The sequence below is a fragment of the Erythrobacter epiphyticus genome, assembly GCF_034653295.1.
Lineage (GTDB): Bacteria > Pseudomonadota > Alphaproteobacteria > Sphingomonadales > Sphingomonadaceae > Erythrobacter.
Genome location: NZ_JAYEEU010000008.1, coordinates 212583 through 228212, shown reverse-complemented (window position 1 = coordinate 228212; position 15630 = coordinate 212583). Strand labels below are relative to the sequence as shown.

The window sequence follows — 15630 nt, the reverse complement described above, 5'->3', positions numbered from 1 at the left end:
CCAAGGCACTGGAAAATAGGCGTTTCGCGGCAACGACGCGCCTCTTTTGCATTCAGGTCAGCGGCGGCGCGCCATAGGCCACCCACAGGGCAAAGCCCGCCGCCAGTACAAGCGCGAGCAGCCCCCGCAGCCACGGTAGCGGGCCGATCCCGGTGACGCCTGCGACAGGCGGCCTGTCACCGCTCACCATCGGGCTGAGCAGATCATCTCCTTTGACCGCGTACCATGTGATCGCGGCAAGGTGCAGCCCGATCAGCCCGGCCACCACCCAGAAGAAGGTCTCGTGCCATTCGGTGATGGTATCGGCGGTCAAAACGCCGACCAGTGGATTGAGCGGCCCTGTCATCCCGTCATAGGGATCGCCGGCAAACAGGCCCATGCCGACCTGCGCCAGCATCGCAGCGATCAGTGCCACGGTGCTCCACCCGCCGAGCGGTGAATGCCCGATACGGGTCGCCGCATCAGCCCATTCGCCGCGCAGATAGGCCATCACGGTGCGCGGACCATCAACAAAGCTGGCAAAGCGTGCCGTCTGCGGCCCGAGGAAACCCCACAGCACCCGAAACACCAGAATGCCGAGCAGCACCAGGCCCAGCCGCTTGTGCAGGGCCCACTTGGAGTTCTCCGCCGTCCACCACATCGCGGGGATCAGCAGCGCAAAACTCCAATGGGTGGCCCGCAGCAGCGGATCCCATACCCGGATGTCGGGCTCGGTGGCCGGGCTGGTGCCGCGCGGCGCGTTCATGCAGGCTTACTTCTTGTCGTCGAGCCGGAAGTTGTCATGGCAGCCCTTGCACGCGCCGCCCATGGTCATGGCCTGCGCGCCAACCGCCGCCTTGTCGCCCTTACCCGCAAGGCTTGCCAGCTTGGCGCTTTCACCGACGAGCTTTTGGGCAGCAGCCTTGAAATCATCGGGCTTCTGCCAGATCGCGGCTAGTGCTTCGGTGTCGAAGCCATCATCGACACTGGTGCCAGCGGGGAAATGGCCTTCAATCTTGGCCGCGCGGGTGTTGATATCGCTCGCCTTGGCGGCGATCAGGGTGAAATCGGGCGCATCCTTTTCCAGCTCGCCGCGCACCGCCTTGAAGGCATCGCCGATCGCCTCGAAATTGTCCTGCCGCTCTTCAATCACCGCAGGTTCGGCCGCCGCTGCCGGCGCATCGACCGGGGCTTCGCTGGAACAGGCGGCGAGCAATCCGGCCAAGGTGGCGGAAACAACAAGACGCGGGGCAAGCGTTCGGATCATGGGCGTTCTCCTTGACGATATGCGATGGGAGCTCATCAGCATGGGCGCAGCCTATGCCGGATCGCGCCCCATCGCAAATTCCGGATCACCGAGCGCCGGTCAGTAGCCCATCAGGCTCATGACTTCTTTGCGGCTGCGATGATCATCCATGAAGCAGCCGAGCACCCGGCTGGTGACCATTTCGACGCCGTGGGTCTTGACCCCGCGCCCTGTCATGCAGCCATGCTGGGCTTCGATCACCACGGCAACGCCGTGCGGTTCGAGATTGTCCCAGATGCACTGCGCCACTTCGGCGGTGAGCCGTTCCTGGATTTGCAGGCGATGGGCAAAGCCATGCAGCACGCGGGCGAGCTTCGAGATGCCCACCACCTTGTTGTTCGGCAGGTAGGCAATCGATGCCTTGCCGGTGATCGGCGCAAGGTGATGCTCGCAATGCGACTGGAAGGGAATGTGCTTGAGCAGCACGATCTCGTCATAGCCGCCCACTTCCTCGAACTGGCGGCTGAGGTGGATGGCGGGGTCTTCCTTGTAGCCCTCGCAATATTCGAGCCATGCCCGTCCTACGCGCTTCGGCGTATCGAGCAGGCCTTCGCGGGTGGGATCATCGCCGGCCCATTTGAGCAGCGTGCGGATCGCATCCTGCACATCTTCGGGCACATCGGGCTTGCCCAAGGGGTTATCAGGATCGAATTCGTCGTGATCGTGAGCGCAGATATAATTCATCGTGATCAGTCTTTCTCAGCATCCAACGGGCGAGCGCTGTGCCAGCACTGTCAATGCCCGCTCCCGCTGAACCAAACCCGCAGAGCTGTGGCGCGTTCCCGGCAATTACAATCTGGTTAACTTTGCTTGCCTTCCCAACATAAGGTGAAAACTGGCAAATCCATCCCCTCGCGGCAAAGAAAATGGCCGTCTGGCAGGGCCAATCTGAATAAGTATGCGCCCCCTTGGGGTTTGCCTCCGGCTGCTGCTAGGGTGCGACGCAAGCCACAAACGGGAGGGGCACAGCGCGATGACACAATTGGTCGTGGTCGATATCGGCGGCACCCATGCCCGCTTTGCGATAGCCACGATCAGCAGCGCGGGCGCGATCACGCTGGGCGAACCGGCAACGCTCCACACCGCCGATCATGCCAGCTTCCAGACCGCATGGGAGGCCTTCCGCGCCCGCAATGGCGGCACGCTGCCGCGCGCGGTGAGCATGGCGATTGCCGGGCCGGTGGGCGGCGAGGTGATCCGCTTCACCAACAATCCCTGGATCATCCGTCCGGCGCTGATCACCGCCAAGCTGGACGTCGATCGCTTTACGCTCGTCAATGATTTCGCCGCAGTCGCCCACGCCGTGGCGCGGGCGGATGACAGCCAGTTCCTGCACTTGGCCGGGCCGGATGAGCCCTTGCGACCCAGCGGTACGATCAGCGTGATCGGCCCCGGCACCGGGTTGGGCGTGGCGCATGTCTGGCGCGACGGCGCGGCCTACCGGGTGCAAGCCACCGAAGGCGGGCACATTGATTTCGCTCCGCTCGACAGCATCGAGGATGCGATCCTTGCGCGGCTCAGAAAGCGCCACAACCGCGTGTCGGTTGAACGGGTGGTGGCAGGCCCGGGGATTGTCGATATCTACCAGACGCTCGCCGCGATTGAAGGCCGCGCCGTGCCCGAACGCGATGCGATCGAGATCTGGACAGCCGGTCAGGACGGATCAGACAGCCTGGCCGCCGCCGCGGTCGATCGTTTCTGTCTCTCGCTCGGCTCGGTCGCGGGGGACATCACCCTCGCGCAGGGCGGCTTTGCCGGTGTGGTGATTGCCGGCGGCCTTGGTTACCGCATCCGCGAGACCTTGCGCACCTCGGGCTTTGCCCAGCGGTTCCGCGCCAAGGGGCGGTTTGAAAGCCTGATGGCGAGCATTCCGGTCAAGCTGATCGTCCACCCGCAACCCGGCCTGTTCGGCGCGGCGGCCGCCTTTGCCGAAGAGCATGGGGTATCGCCATGAAAACCCCTGCCGATCTCGCCAGCCGGCTTGGCGAATTGCACCGCCGCACTGCGGAGACCCCGCTGTTCAACCCGGTGTTCCAGCTTTCGCTCGATCTGTCGCGCGAGTTGGAAAGCGGATCGCTTGATCTTGCAGCAGTTGATGCGCTGGTCAGCGCGCTCGAACGCGATGGTCTCACCAGCCGGGCAGAGCATCTGCGACGATTGGTCGGGCCGATGGATGGCGACACCGCTATCCTGACGGGCGGCGAGGATGCAGATTTCGACAGCTTCCGCGCCCGCTGGGAACGCCCGCAGATCCACGCGGTTTTCACCGCCCATCCCACCTTCCTGCTGACCGAGGCACAGGCTGACGCGGTCGCGCAGGCAGCGTCGGTCAAGAGCACGATCGACGAGACGGTTTGCACAGCGCCGGGCGCGCCGAGGACTGTCAGCCTTGCGGACGAACACCGCGCCGCCATGGCCGCCATCACCCGCGCCGGGGCCGCGCGCGATACGCTTGTCGCGCGCCTCTTCGCACAGGCGCGGCGCCGCTGGCCCGATCAGTGGCGCGCCTTTCGCCCGATGCCGTTCCGCTTCGCAAGCTGGGTCGGCTACGACATGGACGGGCGCACCGATATCGGCTGGCACACCTCGATTGCCTTCAGGCTTGAAGAAAAAGCCGCGCGGCTCGCAAGCTATGCCGCAAGCCTTGCCGCGATCGCTGCGAATCACGCGCTTGTCAGCGTGCTGGCGGATGCGAGCGCCTTTGCCGCAGCGCGCGCCGGTGATTTCCAGCGCGATGTTGCCGATGGCACAGCGCTCGCCGCCGCAGCCAATGCGCTGACCCAATCCGCGCCCGAAAACCTCCTCAGCCTTGCCCCGATCATCGCCCGGCTCGAAAGCGAAGCGGCTGACGCGGCTGATGATCGCGCAGCCGCGCTCCTCACGCTGGCCGCCGCGATGCGCGCGGACGGGCTCGGCATCGGCTGGATTCATTTCCGAGTGAATGCCAAGCAATTGCACAACGCCATTCGCCGCCGCTTGCCCGCGGGTGAGGAAAGCGTTGACCTCGCCAGCAAGAGCGCGCTCACCGTGCTGCGCCGCATGGTCGAGGATGCGCGCACGCTGCGCAGCAATTTCGCCGCGCTTGCCACCGAAAGCTCGACCGCGATCCGCCAGTTCATCGCGATGGCGCAGATCCTCAAGCATATTGATGCCGATGCGCCGATCCGCATGCTGGTCGCCGAATGCGAGCAGCCCTCCACTATGCTGGCCGCGCTCTATTTCGCCAAGCTGTTCGGGGTCGCCCACATGGTCGACATCTCGCCCTTGTTCGAGACCGAGACCGCGCTCGAACATGGCGGGCGGTTTCTCGACGCGCTGCTCGCCGAACCGGCCTATCGCGATTACGCGAGGGCGCGCGGCCGCGTCGCCATCCAGACCGGCTTTTCCGATGCCGGGCGCTTTGTCGGGCAGATCCCGGCCAGCCTAGCCATCGAACGCCTGCAAGGTCGCCTCGCCGAAGCCATGGCCGCCAATGGCCTCAGCGATGTGGCCGCGCTGATCTTCAACACCCATGGCGAAAGCATGGGCCGCGGCGCGCATCCGGCAAGCATGGCTGACCGGCTCGAATGGCCGCTATCGCCCTGGGCACGGCGGCGTTTTGCCCGGGCAGGTATCCGGCTTGAGCCCGAGGCAAGCTTTCAGGGCGGCGATGGCTATCTGTTCTTTGCCACGCCCGCGCTCGCGCTCGCCACCCTCACCCGGCTTGCTGCCTTGCGGCCTGCCGAAACCGATACGGGCGCGCCGCCCGATCCCTTCTATCAACGCACCGATATCAGCCTCGATTTCTACCGCGCGATCAAGGATCACCAGCGGCATCACCTCGAAAGCCGCACCTATGCGCGCGCCATCACCGCCTTTGGCCTCGGGCTGCTCAATCCCACCGGCAGCCGGGTGTCGCGCCGCCAGAGCGACATCAACGCCGACCGCGAGATGAGCCTGCGGCAGATCCGCGCGATCCCGCACAATGCGATCCTCCAGCAATTGGGGTATCCGGTGAATGTGCTGTCAGGCGTTGGCAGCGCGGCGGACAGCAACCGCGAGGATATCGCCGCGCTGCTGGCCGAAAGTCCACGCGGGCGGCAGATCGCCCGGCTGGTGCGCGCGGCCAATGCGCTGGCCAGCATCAAGACGGTGGCAGCCTTTGGCGAGCTGTTCAATTCCGCCTATTGGGCCAGCCGCACCTATCGCGGCACCGAACCGCACCTCGCCGCGCCGTGTGCAGCGCTGGCCGAATATCTGGTCGGCGATGATCGCACCGGGGTGTTCCGGCGGCTGACCTCGCGGCTCAGAATCGATGCGATCAAGCTGCACCGGCTGCTCGAACTGCTGCCGCAGGAAACACCCAAGCCCGATCGCGAGGCGGTGCGCCGCCGCATCGGCGTGTTGCAGGCGCTCCGGCTCGCGTTGCTCCAACACATGTTCCTGAAAGCGGTCGCGATCCCAGCCTTCAGCCGCGCCAATGATATCAGCCGCAGCGACGTGATCGAAATGGTCATGACCTTGCGGATCGAGGAAGCGCTCGCGCAGCTGCGCCGTGCCTTCCCGGTGCGGGTGCCGGGGCCGAGCGACTTTACCCTCGCCGAGCCGTCGGATTATCCCGATGGCGGCGAGGAAGGCTATGGCGCGATCGAGCGCGATTTCATCGCCCCGATCGAGGCTGCCTATCGCCTGTCGCTCCGGATTTCGACCGCCATCGCCAATGAATTCGGCGCGCACGGGTAACGACGGCGACAGCACCTTCTTATCCCATCCCTTGAGGGAGGGGAGTTGAAGCGCCACATGCCTCGTTATCGCGCCGTGCTTGCCCGCGCGATCAGGGACACCGGGACGCGGCGGCGCTTCTCGCCGTCCCCGCCCAGCGCTGCTTCGACCAGCGCCGCGCCCGCTTCGGCCGGATCAGGGCCAAGCGACGTCAGCGGCGGGCGGCTGAAACGCCCCGCCAGCAGATCATCAAAGCCCATCACCCCGATATCGCGCGGCACCATCAGATCAGCCGCGGCAAAGGCTTCGAGCGCGCCGAGCGCCATCGCATCACAAGCTGCGAACACCGCATCGATCCCGTCCGGCCGTGCCACCAGCCGCCGCGCCGCCCGGCGGCCTTCTTCCTCGCGCGTCGGCGATTTGGGCGGGACAATCAGGATCGGCTCGCGCCCGGCCTCACGCATGGCCGCGGCATAGCCTTCATAGCGCTCGGCAAACTGGCGTTGCGAACCATCAAGCGCGCCCATGAAACAGGGGCGCTGATAGCCCGCCTGCAACAAATGCTGCGCCGCCAGCCGCCCCGCGGCGTGATTATCCGAACGGATCCATTCGAGCTCTTCGAAGGGCGAGCCCCAATAGACCACGCGGCGGCCTTCGGCCTCCAGCGAACGGAAATAATCCCACGCCGCCTGATTGGTGGTGGTGCCGATCACCACCAGCCCATCCGCGCGCCCGTGTTCCTGATAATGGCCGAAAAAGGTGTTGTGCTGAGCCTGGAACGACACGAGCGTTTCAAACCCGCGCTCTGACGCGGCCAGGCACACGCTGCCTAGCAGGGCATAGGCGAAGGGGTTGATCTCGCCCGCCGTATCGCCAGGGCGGCAGATCACCACCACGGCGAGCGTGCCGGTTGATCCGCGGCGCAGGCGCGCGGCGCGTTCATCGACGAAATAGCCAAGCTCTTCGGCGGCCTTCATCACGCGGCTGCGAGTCGGCTCGGCAATCACGGGCGAACCGGACAAGGCGCGGCTGACGGTCGACTGGCTCACGCCCGCCCGTTCGGCCACGTCAAAGGATGTCGGACGCCTGTTCCTGTCGATGGTCATCTGTCCCGCCGTTCTCGTGTCGATTAAAACGCGCGGGCTATGACTGGCAAGAGGGGCGCGGCCGTCAGGCCGCTTTGGCGGGGCAATAGCGTTCGAGATAGGCCGTATGCGTCGGCATGTGCTGGACGAGATAACGGATCGAGGCTTCCATCTCGTCGAGCTCTTTCTTGAGGTCCGGCCCGCCGAAGGTATCGGCCATCGCATTGTGGCCGCCCATCGCGATCCGTTGCCCCATCATCACCGCCGCCCAGCTGGTTTCGGTGAAAAGCTCATCCTCCTCGCGGAAGATCTGGCCATTGGCGCGGAAAAGCTCGATCTTTTCGGTGAGCGTTTCGGGCACAGCCATCGTGCGGCAATGGTTCCAGAACGGCGTGTCACTGCGTTGCGTGGCGTGGTAATGCAGGATCAGGAAATCGCGGATGCGGGCATATTCCTTGCCGGTCAGGCGGTTGAAGGTATCGACCTGCACCGGGTTGATCCCGTCGAGCGACAGCAGCGAAACCAGCTTGTTGATTCCGGTGTTGATGAGGTGGATCGAGGTGGATTCGAGCGGCTCCATGAAGCCTGCCGCCAGCCCGAGCGCGACGACATTCTTGTTCCAGAACTTCTTGCGGCGCCCGGTGACGAAGCGCAGCCAGTTGGGATCGGCCTGCGGCTTGCCCGCGATATTGGCGAGCAGGATATCAAGCGCTTCGTCATCCTTCATGAATTCGCTGCAATAGACATGGCCATTGCCGTTGCGGTGTTGCAGCGGGACCGTCCACTGCCAGCCTGCGCCGTGCGCCATGGCGCGTGTGAAGGGCGGCGGGCCGCTGCCATCCTCGCGCGCACAGGGCAGCGCTACAGCGCGATCACACGGCAGATAATGGCGCCAATCTTCATAGCCGGTTTCGAGCGCCTGTTCGATCAGCAGTCCGCGAAAGCCCGAGCAATCGACGAACAGATCTCCCGCAATCACGCTGCCATCGGCCAGCTCGACCGAGGCGACATTGCCGCTTTCGCCGTCAAGCTGCACATCCTGCACGCGCACTTCGCGCCGGGTAACCCCGCGCTTTTCGGCAAGCTGGCGCAGGAAGCGCGCATAGCGCCCCGCATCGAGGTGATAGGCATAGTTGATCGGCGGCAGATCATCGCGCGCATAATCCTGCGTACGGGCAAACTTGCCGAAATAGGCGGCCATGGTTTCGAGATTGAAAGCCTGGATCGGGCGCTTGTCGCCCAGCTCCTGCGTGCGGTGCCAGATCTGGTGAAAGGCAATCCCGCCCATCTCATAGCCATAGGCGCCGAAGGGGTGGATATAGCTGTCACCGACCTGACCCCAGTTCACGAACTGGATGCCCAATTTGAAGGTCGCCTGACAGGCCGACATCATTTCGGCTTCATCAATGCCGATGAGGTTCTGGAATTCGACGAAGGGCGGAATGGTCGCCTCGCCAACGCCGACCGTGCCGATTTCCTCGGATTCGATCAGCGTGATCTGCAAGCCCCGCGCGCCGATCATCTTTGACAGCGCAGCTGCTGCCATCCAGCCGGCAGTGCCACCGCCCACAATCACGATATGCCTGATTGCCATCGTCATCCATCCCCTGTCGGCCCGGCTTTCCGGGCATGCCGCGTTGTTATCGCCGCCATTCTAACGGCTCCTTTGTAACACTCCACAGGGAGAATTGTGAACGTTAAATTTCTTCTTGGTAACGCTCACAAGGTGCGTTATTGAGTCATCAAACAGTCATGGGGGCGATCCGTGGCACAAGGGAATTAGAGGGGAGAGACTGTGGCATATCACAACATCAATGCGCGCATCCTGTCGTGGCGCGGCCTGGCACTCGGGACGGTTTCGGGTCTGGCACTGACAGCCATGGCCGCACCGGTCATGGCGCAGGAAGCCCCGCCGGTTGAGCCTGAGCCCACCGAAGAAACCGAAGCCGAGATTCTGGTGTCGGGCTTTCGCGCCTCGCTCCAGTCCGCCCAGAACATCAAGCGCAATGCCGATACGGTTGTGGATGTCATCACTGCGGAAGACATCGGCGCGCTGCCCGATCGCTCGGTGGCAGAAACGCTTCAGCGTATCCCTGGCGTCAACATCGGTCGCTTCGAGAAGAGCTCGGATCCGACCCGCTTTTCGGTTGAAGGCACCGGCGTCATTATTCGCGGCCTGCCCTTTGTCAGCTCGCAGCTCAATGGCCGTGACATTTTCTCAGCGAACGGCGGCCGTGCGCTCAGCTTCGAAGATGTCTCGCCCGAACTCGTCGGGCGCGTCGAAGTGTTCAAGAACATCACCGCTGATCAGATCGAGGGCCATATCGCGGGTCTCGTCAATCTCGTGACGCGCAAGCCGCTCGACAAGCGCGGCCTGCATGTCGCCGGCTCGATCGAAGGCAATTATGGCGACCTGCGTGAAGAATGGTCACCGACCTTCAACGTTCTGGCCTCGAACACCTTCGAGACGGCTCAGGGCACCTTTGGCCTCCAGCTGAGCTATTCCAACTCGCAGCTGAAGAGCCGCACCGACGCGTCACAGCTGGTCGATTACTGCTATCGTCCGGCAGACCTCAGCGGTGGCTGCGCGCGTATCTTCAACCTCAACTCGGGCGGCTTCGGCGATGTGCCCAACTTCACGCCTGACCAGTTCCCGCCGCCCAATTCGGTAATCGTGCCGCAGTTCGCCAACGTGCGCACCACCACGCTCGACCGCGATCGTGAAGCAATCTCGGCAGTGGGTCAGTTCGAGTCGCTCGACGGCAATCTGGTAATGACGCTGGAATACCTGCGTTCGGAAACCAGCTTCTTCACCGAAGAATACGCGCTGCTCGGCCGTATTGACGATGGCGTGTCGACCAACCAGCCGCGGCCGGGAACGAGCTATCAGTTCGACGCGAACGGCAATTTCGTGAGCGGTATCCTCACTCAGAATGTTGGTGATGCCTATGCCAACCCGTTCGGTCGCGGCGGCATCCCGATGGACTCGCTGCGCTTCCTGCGCGGGACAACGTCGGTCACCCAGGACATCTCGTTCGATGCGAAGATGAACTTTACCGACCGCTTCCGCGGCAAGGTCGAGATGCAGAGCCTGAGCTCGAACCTGCGCCGTGATTCGGTGTTCGGTGCCATGAGCACCTGGGCTGACATTGCGATCGATCTGCGGGGCAGCACCCCGAATATCGAGTTCCTCGCCCCGGTCGGCGCCCCGGCGGATTACTTCTCCAGCGGGTTCAACACCTACCACTGGTTCGGCCTCGACAGCCGCGAGCAGAACGACGGCACGATGTTCAGCCTTGCCGGCGATCTCGAATACGATCTCAGCGACGACGGCTTTTTCCGCAAGGTCTCGGTCGGTGGACGCTGGGCCGCGCGCGACCGTGCCAACCGCAACACCAACTTCAGCACCTGGGGCAACCTTTCGGCACCGTGGGCTGGCCGTGCCGGCTGTGCGCCGTGGGGTGAAGGTTCGGGTTGCTTTGCCAATGGCCCCGGGCCGTTCGGCAATGGTTTCATCCCCGGCCGCTTCTACACCGGCCTGCCCGGTCAGGAATTCGCCATCGCAGGCGGCGCCTATGCCGACGAATTCCCGGGCGCATCGGCGTATCGCACGCCTTTCGCCAACAACTTCCAGCGCGGTCAGGCCGGCATCCCGATCGCGGGCGGCGGGACCTTCTTCTCCGGCGGCGACGACTTCCTGAAAGAATATCTGGATGGCGTAACCGACCAGCAATGGGACGCCATCAGCGCCTTCGGTGTGTCGCCGGAACGCTTCAATCTGGGCGTGAACGGGCGCAGCCGCACCACTCTGGATGGTCAGACGGTCCAGTGCGATCCGTTCTGCCCGGAAGAAATCTCCGACGTGACCGAAATCACCTCGGCAGCCTATGCCCGTCTCGACTTCGGCGCTGATCTTGACGGCGGCGCATCGCTCGCCGGTAACATCGGCCTGCGTTATGTCCGCACCAATGTCAGCAACAATTCGCTGGTGGCCTTCCCTGACCCGGCGCGCTTCGACGCAACCGCGAACGGTGGCAATGGCGACGGCATCGTGCAGGTCGCTGAAATCACTGCCGCCTGCCAAGGCGCCGGTCCCGGCGTTCCGCAGCAGGCCTTCTGCCAGCTTTCCGGCGCACGTCTTGCCGAATTTGCCGCGCTGCATACTGGTGAGGTGATCCGCGACAACCGCGACATCAATTTCGATCACTTCCTGCCGTCGTTCAACATCCGTTACGACAATGGTAGCGGGATCGTCGTGCGCGGCGCTGTCTCGAAGGGGATCAGCCGTCCGGACCTCAACCTGTTCAACGCCGGCGGTGTGATGGGCTTCAGTGGCCGTGTCACGGATGGACCGCTGCTTGCGATTGCAACCGGTAACCGGAACCTTCGGCCGACCGAATCGTGGAACTACGACATCAGTGCGGAATGGTATTTCGACAAAGTCGGCCAGCTGAGCGCAGCCTTCTTCGTCAAGGATATCAAGGGGATCGTAACTTCGGGTGCGGGTCTCGTCAGCTACCCCATGCTGAACGGCGACTCCGAGGAGGTGATCATCAATGGTCCGGCCAATGATCTCTCGGGCACGCTCAAGGGTGTCGAACTGGCCTATCAGCAGACCTTTGATTTCCTGCCGGGCATTCTGAGCGGGCTCGGTGTCGCAGCGACCTACACCTATGTCGACGGCAGCGATTTCCCGAACCCGAACATCTCGGGCATCGGTTCGCCGTCCGTCAATTCGAGCGGTCAGCCGCTCAACAACGGCCCGTTTGCGGCGCAGCTCCCGCTGGCGGGGATTTCCGAGCACACCGTCAACGCCACGCTGTTCTTTGACAAGGGGCCGCTGTCGATGCGCGCCGCTTACAACTGGCGCAGCGATTTCCTGGTGACCCAGCGCGATGACCTGTTCCCGTTCTCGCCGATCTTCCAGGAGGCCGGTGGCCAACTTGATGGCACGATCCTCTACAGCGTGACCAAGAACATCAAGCTGGGGGTGCAAGGGGTCAACTTGCTGGATGAAACCACCCGCCTTTCGACCGTGATCGACTATGACGGGACGCGCCCGATCAGCGCCGTCTTCCGCAACGACAGGCGCTTCACCTTCATCGCACGCTTCGATTTCTGATCGCGCGGGCTTGGCTGAAATATCGGCGGGCCGGGGCTTCGTGCAACGGCCCGCCGTTTTCTTTACACGTTCAGACAGAGGGGAACGCCTGCCATGATCCGCTGGACGCACACCGCCATACTGACTGCCACCGCTTTGCTCGGCGCCTGTCAGACCGTGCCCGAACGCCCGGCCAAGGTGATCAGCGTGGTGGAACCGCCCGCAGCCGGTTCAACCCGCACGCCTGCCAGCGAAAGCGGCTGGCACTTGGTGTGGGCGGACGAATTCGCCGACGGCACGATTGATCGCAGCAAGTGGGATTTTGATGTCGATTGCTGGGGCGGCGGCAATAATGAACGCCAATGCTATACCGACCGACCCGATAATGCGCGGATCGTCAATGGCCGCCTGGTCATCACCGCGCTGAAAGAGGACTTCACCGGCCCTGCCCTGCCCGCACATATGCGCGCAGGCAAGGAAGCAACCACGGCCACCAAGCCGTTCACCTCCGCGCGGTTGGTCACCCGCGGCAAGGCCGCGTGGCAATATGGCCGCATCGAAGTGCGCGCCAAACTGCCGCAAGGGCAAGGCACCTGGCCTGCCATCTGGATGCTGCCCGAAGATGCCGCCTATGGCCCGTGGGCCTCATCCGGCGAGATTGACATTCTTGAGGCCGTCAATCTCGGCACCCCGTGCAAGGATTGCCACGGCGGGCGCGAGAACACGATCCTCGGCACGCTCCATTTCGGCGGTCAATGGCCCGACAATGCGCTCAACAGCACCGAAATGCGCGTGCCCGATGTGCTCGATGGCTTCCATACCTTCGGGATCATCTGGGCACCGGGGGAGATCGCATGGACCTATGATGGCGTGGTCTTTGCCCGCAAGGAGACAGGCAGTTGGTGGAGCGTCAATTCCGCCAATCCGCTTGCACCGTTCAACAAGCCCTTCCACCTCATTCTCAATCTCGCAATCGGCGGCGGATTGCCTGAAGAGCGCGGGCTTGGCGGGGTTGACGAAAGCGGCTTTCCCAAGACACTAGAGGTCGACTGGGTGCGGGTGTGGCAATGCACGCCCGAAACCTCTAGGCAGGCCTTACAAGAGCCGAATTGCAAAGGATAAAGTGCGACAATGCCGAGGCGAAGGCAGGCTGTCACGATCAAGCATGTTGCCGCTGATGCCGGGGTCTCGCTCCAGACAGTGAGCCGCGTCATCAATGACGCGCCCAATGTGCGTCCGGAGATGACCGAGCGGGTCAAGGCGTCGATCGAAAAGCTGGGATACACCCCTTCGATCGCTGCCCAGCGGATGAGCGGATCGCGTTCCTATCTGATCCTTGCCCTGAATGACCGCGCGCGCACCATCGCCGATTGGCAGGCGCGGCGCGGCTCTGACTGGGTGGATCAGATGCTGCTGGGCGGCATGCTCAAATGCGCCGAGCATGGCTATCGCATGATCTTCGAGCTGGTCGACACGCATAATGATCACGTCACGCGCGAGATCAATGCCGCGCTGGTCGCGCTTCAGCCCGATGGCGTGATCCTCACGCCGCCCCATTCGGATAATCCGCTGATCACCGGGCTGCTCGCCGAACGCAAGATCCCCTTCGCGCGGATCGGATCGCTCGGCGAAGGCGGCGGAATCCCCCTGATCATGGGCGATGAGGATGCCGCACGGCAGGCGACCCGCCACCTGATCGCGCTGGGCCATCGCCGCATCGGCTTCATCACCGGGTCGGGCGAATATGCACTCAGCCAGTGGCGCGAGGATGGCTGGCGCGCGGAAATGGCGGCAGCAGGCCTCGCTACCGAGGAGCTGTGCCAGCCCGGCAACTTCAGCCACGCTTCGGGCTATCGCGCGGCGAGCGCATTGCTCGCCCTGCCCGACCGCGCCACCGCGATCATTGCCAGCAATGACGAGATGGCGATGGCCAGCCTCGCGGCCGCCGCGGACAAGGGCCTCGCTGTCCCGCGCGATCTTTCGGTGATCAGCTTTGACAACACGCCGATGGTGGCGCTCGGCCCGACCCCGATGACAGCGATTGATCAGCCGATCGCCGAGACTGTCGCGCGCGCCGCCGAATTGTTGATCGCGGCCAAACGCGGCGATGCGATCCCGGCTGGCCCCAGCGTGGTGCTGGCACGGCTTATCGAGCGCGGCTCGACGGCGCCCGCACCCGCCCTCGCCGCGCGTGTCTGACCCGCGCCCTGCCGGGCAAAGCACGCGCTTTTTCATCGGTTACGCGCTGGCGCTGGCGGGCGGGACGATTGCCTATGTGCCGTTCCTTGCGATCCTCTTGCCGATGCAGGTCGCAAGCCTTGCGGGCGAGGCGGCCAAGGTTGGCTGGCTCGCCTATCTCACCTTTGCGGGAGCGCTTGCCGCCAGCTTTGCCGGGATCGGGTTCGGCTGGTTGAGCGACCGGATGGCATCCCGCCTGCCGCTGGTGATCGCCGGGCTGGCGCTGTCGACGCTGGCGCTGGTGGCCTTCAGCCACACCACCAGTTGCGGGGCGCTGCTCGCGCTGCTGATTGTCTGGCAGTTGGCGCTCAACCTGATGCTGGCCCCGCTGGCGGCTTGGGCGGGGGACTGTGTGCCCGATCACCAGAAGGGCACGCTTGGCGGATGGCTGGCGATGGCACCTGCGGCGGGCGCGCTCGCGACCACCTTGGTGACATGGCCCGGGCTGGCGAGCGCGGAGCAACGCCTGTGGCTGGTGGCGGCGCTCGCAGCGGTGCTGGTGCTGCCCGGCATAGGGATCGCCCGGCCCCGCGCTTTCCCGGCGCTGCGCGCGGCTCCTGCATCGCACCAGAAGAGCGGCGCTGCCGCGCTGGTGGCGAGTCTCACCAGCCCGGCGGTGGCGCGGATGTGGCTGGCGCGCCTGCTGGTACAGATCGCGCAGGTAGCCTTGTTCGCCTTCCTCTATTTCTGGCTGCGCGCGCTCGACCCGGCCTTCGATGATGCCGCGATAGCCCGCATCTATGGCGGGGTCTTGCTGGTCTCGATCCCCGTCACCCTGCTGGCCGGACGCTGGTCGGATCGGCAGGCGCGCCCGCTTGCCCCGCTGCCGGTGGCGGCGGTGATCGCGGCCGGCGGGCTGATCATGATGGCTTTAGCACGCACGTCGCTGCTGGCGGTGAGCGGCTATGCCATCTTCGCGCTGGCCGCGGCGGTGTTCCTCGCACTGCATGCGGCCCAGACACTACGCGTGCTGACCGATCCGGCGCGCCGCGCCGAGCATCTCGGCTGGTTCAATCTCACCAACACCGCGCCTGCCATGATCATGCCGTGGCTGACGCTGGCGGTGGAGCCGTCCTTCGGCTTTGCCGGGCTGTTCGTCCTCCTCGCCGGATGCACCCTGCTGGCAGCCGCCTTGCTTGCCCGCATTCCCCGCCCCGCTGCGCAAAATCCCGCTTGAGGCTTGCAATCAGCCGGGCTTCATGCGAGAGCCGTTGAGAACG

11 protein-coding genes are annotated in these 15630 nt (G+C 64.3%); 6 read left to right on the top strand and 5 right to left on the bottom strand.

Annotated features, from left to right (window positions below; genetic code table 11):
- Window positions 1-52 precede the first annotated feature (52 nt).
- The 3 genes from SOQ14_RS10600 to folE all read right to left on the bottom strand — a co-directional run bounded on the left by SOQ14_RS10600 (window position 53) and on the right by folE (window position 1969).
- The gene (locus tag SOQ14_RS10600) at window positions 53-745 is read right to left on the bottom strand and encodes a cytochrome b/b6 domain-containing protein (RefSeq protein ID WP_322898075.1); all 693 of its coding nucleotides are present in this window, start codon (window positions 743-745) and stop codon (window positions 53-55) included.
- A gap of 6 nt (window positions 746-751) precedes the next feature.
- Window positions 752-1246, bottom strand: coding sequence for a c-type cytochrome (locus SOQ14_RS10595; protein ID WP_322898074.1), 495 nt, complete (start codon window positions 1244-1246; stop codon window positions 752-754).
- A 99-nt stretch (window positions 1247-1345) separates the two neighbouring features.
- Complete coding sequence (folE, locus tag SOQ14_RS10590; RefSeq protein ID WP_322898073.1) at window positions 1346-1969, bottom strand: GTP cyclohydrolase I FolE; 624 nt, start codon at window positions 1967-1969, stop codon at window positions 1346-1348.
- 289 nt (window positions 1970-2258) lie between these two features.
- On the opposite strand from folE, the gene glk reads away from it, so the two are divergent.
- The gene (gene glk / locus SOQ14_RS10585) at window positions 2259-3239 is read left to right on the top strand and encodes a glucokinase (protein ID WP_322898072.1); all 981 of its coding nucleotides are present in this window, start codon (window positions 2259-2261) and stop codon (window positions 3237-3239) included.
- Window positions 3236-6007, top strand: coding sequence for a phosphoenolpyruvate carboxylase (locus SOQ14_RS10580; protein ID WP_322898071.1), 2772 nt, complete (start codon window positions 3236-3238; stop codon window positions 6005-6007). Before glk ends, SOQ14_RS10580 begins: the two co-directional genes overlap by 4 nt.
- Before the next feature lie 65 nt (window positions 6008-6072).
- On the opposite strand, the gene SOQ14_RS10575 is transcribed toward SOQ14_RS10580, so the two are convergent.
- Both SOQ14_RS10575 and SOQ14_RS10570 read right to left on the bottom strand, forming a co-directional pair.
- Entirely contained in the window at window positions 6073-7092 is a 1020-nt protein-coding gene (locus tag SOQ14_RS10575) for a LacI family DNA-binding transcriptional regulator (protein WP_322898070.1), read from the bottom strand.
- 64 nt (window positions 7093-7156) lie between these two features.
- Window positions 7157-8671 carry an FAD-dependent oxidoreductase gene (locus SOQ14_RS10570; RefSeq protein WP_527194249.1) on the bottom strand — a complete coding sequence of 505 codons (1515 nt, stop codon included), beginning with the start codon at window positions 8669-8671 and terminating at the stop codon, window positions 7157-7159.
- Window positions 8672-8866: 195 nt separating this feature from the next.
- Here SOQ14_RS10570 and SOQ14_RS10565 point away from each other — a divergent pair, with 195 nt between their 5' ends.
- The 4 genes from SOQ14_RS10565 (at window position 8867) to SOQ14_RS10550 (ending at window position 15587) form a co-directional block, all read left to right on the top strand.
- Window positions 8867-12193: a TonB-dependent receptor gene (locus SOQ14_RS10565; RefSeq protein ID WP_322898068.1), complete on the top strand. Its 3327-nt coding sequence runs from the start codon at window positions 8867-8869 to the stop codon at window positions 12191-12193.
- Between the two features lie 93 nt (window positions 12194-12286).
- Window positions 12287-13294: a glycoside hydrolase family 16 protein gene (locus SOQ14_RS10560; protein ID WP_322898067.1), complete on the top strand. Its 1008-nt coding sequence runs from the start codon at window positions 12287-12289 to the stop codon at window positions 13292-13294.
- A gap of 9 nt (window positions 13295-13303) precedes the next feature.
- The gene (locus SOQ14_RS10555) at window positions 13304-14371 is read left to right on the top strand and encodes a LacI family DNA-binding transcriptional regulator (protein WP_322898066.1); all 1068 of its coding nucleotides are present in this window, start codon (window positions 13304-13306) and stop codon (window positions 14369-14371) included.
- The gene (locus SOQ14_RS10550; protein WP_322898065.1) at window positions 14364-15587 is read left to right on the top strand and encodes an MFS transporter; all 1224 of its coding nucleotides are present in this window, start codon (window positions 14364-14366) and stop codon (window positions 15585-15587) included. The genes SOQ14_RS10555 and SOQ14_RS10550 overlap by 8 nt, the downstream gene beginning before the upstream one ends.
- Window positions 15588-15630: the final 43 nt, after the last annotated feature.

Coding starts and splice junctions, on each gene's coding strand:
- SOQ14_RS10600 (WP_322898075.1), bottom strand. CDS start 745: ATGAACGCGCCGCGCGGCACCAGCCCGGCCACCGAGCCCGACATCCGG.
- SOQ14_RS10595 (WP_322898074.1), bottom strand. CDS start 1,246: ATGATCCGAACGCTTGCCCCGCGTCTTGTTGTTTCCGCCACCTTGGCC.
- folE (WP_322898073.1), bottom strand. CDS start 1,969: ATGAATTATATCTGCGCTCACGATCACGACGAATTCGATCCTGATAAC.
- glk (WP_322898072.1), top strand. CDS start 2,259: ATGACACAATTGGTCGTGGTCGATATCGGCGGCACCCATGCCCGCTTT.
- SOQ14_RS10580 (WP_322898071.1), top strand. CDS start 3,236: ATGAAAACCCCTGCCGATCTCGCCAGCCGGCTTGGCGAATTGCACCGC.
- SOQ14_RS10575 (WP_322898070.1), bottom strand. CDS start 7,092: ATGACCATCGACAGGAACAGGCGTCCGACATCCTTTGACGTGGCCGAA.
- SOQ14_RS10570 (WP_527194249.1), bottom strand. CDS start 8,671: ATGACGATGGCAATCAGGCATATCGTGATTGTGGGCGGTGGCACTGCC.
- SOQ14_RS10560 (WP_322898067.1), top strand. CDS start 12,287: ATGATCCGCTGGACGCACACCGCCATACTGACTGCCACCGCTTTGCTC.
- SOQ14_RS10555 (WP_322898066.1), top strand. CDS start 13,304: ATGCCGAGGCGAAGGCAGGCTGTCACGATCAAGCATGTTGCCGCTGAT.